Genomic DNA, 5,790 nt, shown 5'->3' on the forward strand with positions numbered 1-5,790 from the left:
GACGTGGGCCGGCAGCGGCCGTCGCCGACCGGGCCGCGGCGCTGCCGGCCCACGTCCGCGCCGCCGCGCTCGACCACGTGTCCCGACGACTCGCCGAACGGGCCGAGGAGGTCGCCCGGCTGATCACCGCCGAGAGCGGCAAGCCGATCAAATGGGCCCGGATCGAGGTGAGCCGTGCGGCCGGCACCTTCCGGTGGGCCGCCGAGGAGGCCCGGCGCTGGTCCGGCGAGGTGCAGCGGCTGGACACCGAGCCGTCGGGCGAGGGCCGGATCGCGCTGGTACGCCGGATGCCCCGAGGGCCCGTGCTGGGCATCACGCCGTTCAACTTCCCGCTGAACCTGGTGGCGCACAAGGTCGCGCCGGCGATCGCGGTCGGTGCCCCGATCGTGGTCAAGCCGGCCCCGGCGACGCCGCTGACCGCACTCCTGCTCGGCGAACTGCTGGCCGAGGTGACCGAGCCGGCCGGCACCGGCGGTGGACTTCCGGCCGGCACCGGCGGTGGACTTCCGGCCGGCACCGGCGGTGGACCTCCGGCCGGCATCGGCGGCGGGCTTCCGGCCGGAATGTTCTCGGTGCTGCCGGTGCCCAACGACCGGGCCGCCGAACTGGTCCGGGACCCCCGGCTACCGGTCGTCTCGTTCACCGGATCCGGCCCGGTCGGCGCGGACATCCGACGTGCGGTACCGGACAAGCACGTCACGCTGGAACTCGGCGGCAACGCCGCGGTGGTGGTCTGCGCCGACTGGGCGGCCGACGACGACTTCCAGCGGGCCGCCGAGCGGATCGCCACCTTCGGCAACTACCAGGCCGGACAGAGCTGCATCGCGGTGCAGCGGGTCTTCGTACACGAATGGCTGCTCGACGGGTTCCTGCCCCGGCTGGTCGCGGCGGTCGCCGCGCTGCGTACCGGGGATCCGGCCGACGACACGACCGACGTCGGTCCGCTGATCGACGAGGCCGCCGCACGGCGGGTGGAGAGCTGGGTCGACGAGGCGGTGGCGGCCGGAGCCACCGTCGAACTGGGCGGACGGCGCGAGGGTACGAGCTTCGCACCGACGGTGCTCACCGGCGTGCCACCGGACAGCAGGGTCCGGACCGGCGAGGTGTTCGGCCCGGTGCTGGTGGTGGCCCCGGTGCCCGACGACGACGCCGCGTTCGCCGCCGTCAACGACTCGGCGTACGGCCTCCAGGCCGGGGTCTTCACACACAGTCTGCAGACCGCGTTCGCCGCGTACCGGGCGCTTCAGGTCGGCGGCGTCATCGTCGGGGACGTGCCGTCGTACCGGGCCGACCAGATGCCGTACGGCGGGGTCAAGGGCAGTGGCGTCGGCCGGGAGGGCCTGCGGAGCGCGATGGAGGACTACACCGAGTCCCGGGTCATGGTGCTGACCGGGCTCGAACTGTGACCGGGCCGCACCATCGTCCCGGGCCGCGCACGGTGGCCGAGGCGGAGGCCGTACAGGATCGGTTGCGGCCGTTGGTCGACCTGGTCGGTCCGGGGCCGACCGCGCCCCGGACGGTGGCCGGGCTCGACGTCGCGTACGCCGAGGACGGTGACCGGCTCGCCGCGGCCGTGACGGTGCTCGACGCCGCCACCCTGGCCGTGCTGGACACGGCGGTGACCACCGGCCGGGCCGCCTTCGACTACGTTCCCGGGCTGTTCGCGTTCCGGGAACTGCCGGCGCTGCTGACGGCACTGGACCGGTTGACGGTGGAGCCGGACCTGCTGGTCTGCGACGGTCACGGCCTCGCCCATCCGCGCCGCTTCGGGCTGGCCTGCCACCTGGGCGTGCTCACCGGTCGACCGGCCGTCGGCGTGGGCAAGACGCGGCTGATCGGCGACTGGACCGAACCGGGCCATCGGCGCGGCTCCTGGACGCCCCTGTTGGACGGCACCGAGCCGATCGGGCGGGTGCTGCGTACCCAGGACGGCGTGAAGCCGGTCTTCGTCTCGGTCGGCCACCGGATGGACCTGGACAACGCCTGCGCCCAGGTGCTCAAGTTGGCTCCCCGGTACCGGTTGCCGGAGACCACCCGGACGGCCGACCGGCTGTGCCGCACCGAGTTGCTCAGATCCGCCTGACGGAGCTGAATCCGGGCCCCCGTCGGGCGGGACGGCCGGGCGTGCGGCGCGCCGGGACCGGACCTCTGCGCGCGGAACCGAGGATTCGTTCGACGGGCGGCCGGGCATGACAGAGGTCGGCATCCCGGTCACCGGTAACCTGGGCCGGAATCTGCACTGTGACGAGCGAGGTAATCATGTCGGTACGGCGTGGCGCGACCTGGCTGGCGACCGTCTGCGTGGCGTTCGGCGCGACGGTGTCGCTGGGTACGGCTCCGGCCGCAGCCGAGGGGGAGTCGGTCCGGGTCCGGGCGCCCAGCACGATGAACGCGGGTGGCTCGCCCGGCTCGGTGACGGTGAACGTCTCGATGCGTGGCGGCGACTGCGTGTCCGTCCGCACCGGACTCGGCATGCGGCTGCCGGGGCTGACCGCCGATCGGGTCGAGGTGCAGGTCGCGGCCGACGGCGCCTGGCGTCCGGTGCAGGTTTCCGACGGCGGCGACGGGCTGGTCGTGGCCGCGCGCACCGCACCGGGCCGACCCGAACTGTGCGCCCGGAAGAGCGTGTCCAGTCGCTACCGGGTGAGCCTGCTGGCCGGCGCACCGGCCGGCAGGCTGACGGTGGTGGTGGAGGCGTACACCGCGGCCGGGAGGTTGCTCGGCCGCGGTTCCGACACGGCCCGGGTCGGCGGCCGTACCGGAACCAGCCCTTCGCCGACCAGGAAGAGTCCCACTCCAGAGCCGGTCGAGAGTCCGGTGGCGACCGAGGAGGCCGTGGTGCCGACCCAACAGGTGGCCGCTGCGCTGCCCGACCAGACCCCCAACGGGTCGGAATCTGGAAGTTCGCTCGGCATCGGCGCGATGGTGATGATCGTCGGTGTGGTGATGGTGGTGATCGGAATCGCCCTGCTGGTGATGCTGATCCGGCGCGGCCGGGCGGATCGCCGTGCCCCGTCCGGCGCGCCGTCGGCCGGCGCGCCGCCGGTGGGTGGCTGGCAGACCCGGGTTCCGTCGCCACCACGACCAGCGGTGTACGGCGGCGGTGCGGGTGGCGGCGCCGATCCGACGATGATGCTGTCGCCCGGTGGCGGTGACCGGACCGTGGCGCTGCCGGCCGGCGCCGATCCGACGATGATGCTGTCGCCGGGTGGTGGCGATCGGACCGTGGCGCTGCCCGGTGCTCCCGGCCAGACCCCCATGGGGCCCGGCGGCGGTGACCCGACCCTGATCCTGCCCACCCGGGTGCCGCCCCGGCAGCCCCGCACGGCGCCACCGGCCCCGTCTGGTTCCGGGTCAGCGGCTCCGTCCGGCTCCGTGCCGGGTTCCGTGCCACCGGCTCCGTCCGGCTCCGTGCCGGGTTCCGTGCCACCGGCCCCATCCGGTTCCGTGCCGGCCCAGTCATCCGGCTCCGGGTCACCGGCTCCGTCCGGTTCCGGGTCACCGGCTCAGGGGGAGCCGCCGACGCCGCCTGGGCCGGACGCCACGCTGATCCTGCCCACCAACCCGCCGAAGCCGCGCTGATCCGGGCGTCGGCTTGTCCGACGGGGCGCCCGGCGGTACCGATGCCGGCACTTCGCAGCGAAAATCAGCAGCTTCCAGGCGTGCCGGCCGACCCGCTGCCGACCGGTGGATCGCCTTGGGGCGGTCGTGGCGTTCGGCTCCGATACGCTCAGGCCGTTGACCGAATGTCCGGCTGAAGGGCGAGATCTTGTCTGATTTGTCCGCTATCGTCAAGGCGTACGACGTCCGTGGCACCGTTCCAGGGCAGTGGGACGAACGGGCCGCCGAGGCGTTGGGGGCGGCCTTCGCGCAACTCCTCCGTACCTCCGGGGAGCAGCGCGACACGGTCGTGATCGCCCACGACATGCGGGAGTCGTCGCCGGGTCTCGCCGCCGCCTTCGCCGACGGGGTCCGGGCCGAGGGCCTCGGCGTACTCGACGTCGGACTGGGCAGCACCGACCAGCTCTACTACGCCTCCGGCAGCCTCGACCTGCCGGGTGCGATGTTCACCGCCAGCCACAACCCGGCGGCCTACAACGGCATCAAGATGTGCCGGGCCGGAGCGAGGCCGATCGGTCAGGACACCGGCCTCGCCGAGTTGCGGGACCGGGCCCAGGCACTGCTGGACAAGGCGGAACCGCGACCGGTGGAGGAGCCCCGGCCGCCGCTGCGCCGCCGCGACCTGCTCCCCGAGTACGCCGCCCACCTGCGGACCCTGGTCGACCTGTCCGGGATCCGCCCGCTCAAGGTGGTCATCGACGCGGGCAACGGCATGGGCGGGCACACCGTACCCGCCGTGCTCGGCGCGGCGGTTCTGCCCGCCCTGCCGCTGGACATCGTGCCGCTGTACTTCGAACTGGACGGCTCGTTCCCGAACCACGAGGCCAACCCGCTGGACCCGGCGAACCTGGTCGACCTCCAGGCGGCGGTCATCCGGCACGGTGCCGATCTCGGCCTGGCCTTCGACGGGGACGCGGACCGCTGCTTCGTGGTCGACGAGCGGGGCGAGCCGGTCTCACCGTCGGCGATCACCGCCCTGGTCGCGGTCCGGGAACTGGCCAAGCACCCGGGCGCCACGATCATCCACAACCTGATCACGTCCAGCGCGGTGGCGGAGATCGTCCGGGAGCACGGCGGAAAGCCCGTGCGGAGCCGGGTCGGCCACTCGTTCATCAAGGCCGACATGGCCCGGACCAACGCGGCCTTCGGCGGCGAGCACTCCGCGCACTACTACTTCCGGGACTTCTGGTTCGCCGACACCGGCATGCTCGCCGCGATGCACCTGCTGGCGGCGTTGGGCGAGCAGGACACCCCGCTCTCCGACCTCGCCCGGGCCTACCAGCGGTACGCGGCCTCGGGAGAAATCAACTCGACCGTGCCGGACCAGCGGGCCAAGCTTGCCGACGTCCGGCGGGCCTACCCGGACGCGGAGACCGACGAGCTGGACGGCCTGACGATGCGCTTCCCCGACGGGGCGTGGATCAACCTGCGCCCGTCCAACACCGAGCCGCTCCTGCGACTCAACGTCGAGGCGCCCACCCCGGAGCGGATGGCGGCGCTCCGCGACGACGTACTCGGGCTGGTTCGCCGATAAGATCCTTCGCGCCGGTCGGACACCGCCGTTTTCGACCGCCCGCACGAACGTGGAAGGAGCCGCACAGTGGCCCTCGACCCGCAGTTGCTGGAGATTCTGGCCTGTCCGGACACGCATCACGCCCCGCTCGACTACGACTCGACGGCGCAGACCCTGACCTGCACCGAGTGCGGGCGGATCTTCGAGGTACGCGACGACGTACCCGTGCTGCTCCTGGACGAGGCGCGCGGTGGCCCCGCGGCGCAGCCGGGCGGAGCCGCCGACGGCACGACGGAACCGCGGTGATGGACGGCACGGCAGGTCTGCGTGGCCGTCCGGTCGCCGACGACACGCTGCTCGACGACGTCGCCGCGCTGTCGGAGAGCGATCCGGGCGGCATGCTCCGGCACACCGCCGCCGCCGGAGCGCAGGTCCGCGAGTCGGCGTCCCTGGCCGCCGAGGCCAACCTCGGTGTCCTCGCCGACGAGGGTCGGCCCCGGGCCGTCATCATCGCCGGCATCGGCACCGCCGCCCGGACCGGCGAGATCCTGTCCACGGTCGCCGGCCCACGCTGCCCGGTCCCGGTCGTCGGGCGCCGTAGGGCCGGCGTACCCGGCTGGGTCGGAGCGGCGGACGTGGTCATCGCGGTCAGTGCC

General features: G+C 73.6%; 5 protein-coding genes and 1 pseudogene. All 6 read left to right on the top strand.

Going from position 1 to position 5,790, the window contains the following annotated elements:
• Window positions 1–41: 41 nt before the first annotated feature.
• A complete protein-coding gene (locus I0C86_RS24255) occupies window positions 42–1,406 on the top strand; it encodes an aldehyde dehydrogenase family protein (RefSeq protein WP_407676345.1) in 1,365 nt (454 codons plus the stop codon).
• A 62-nt stretch (window positions 1,407–1,468) separates the two neighbouring features.
• A complete protein-coding gene (locus I0C86_RS24260; protein ID WP_230394692.1) occupies window positions 1,469–2,083 on the top strand; it encodes an endonuclease V in 615 nt (204 codons plus the stop codon).
• A 158-nt stretch (window positions 2,084–2,241) separates the two neighbouring features.
• On the top strand, window positions 2,242–3,582 hold the full coding sequence (locus tag I0C86_RS24265) for a hypothetical protein (protein ID WP_196203596.1): 1,341 nt from the start codon (window positions 2,242–2,244) through the stop codon (window positions 3,580–3,582).
• A gap of 187 nt (window positions 3,583–3,769) precedes the next feature.
• A complete protein-coding gene (locus I0C86_RS24270) occupies window positions 3,770–5,155 on the top strand; it encodes a phosphomannomutase/phosphoglucomutase (protein WP_196203597.1) in 1,386 nt (461 codons plus the stop codon).
• Between the two features lie 66 nt (window positions 5,156–5,221).
• Window positions 5,222–5,440 (top strand): Trm112 family protein, encoded by a 219-nt coding sequence (locus I0C86_RS24275; protein ID WP_196203598.1) that lies wholly within the window; start codon window positions 5,222–5,224, stop codon window positions 5,438–5,440.
• Window positions 5,437–5,790, top strand: a pseudogene (locus I0C86_RS24280) (SIS domain-containing protein); the annotation flags it as partial. The gene I0C86_RS24275 and the pseudogene I0C86_RS24280, both read left to right, overlap by 4 nt.

Origin of the sequence: Plantactinospora alkalitolerans, from assembly GCF_015690345.1 — a bacterium.
Lineage (GTDB): Bacteria > Actinomycetota > Actinomycetes > Mycobacteriales > Micromonosporaceae > Plantactinospora > Plantactinospora alkalitolerans.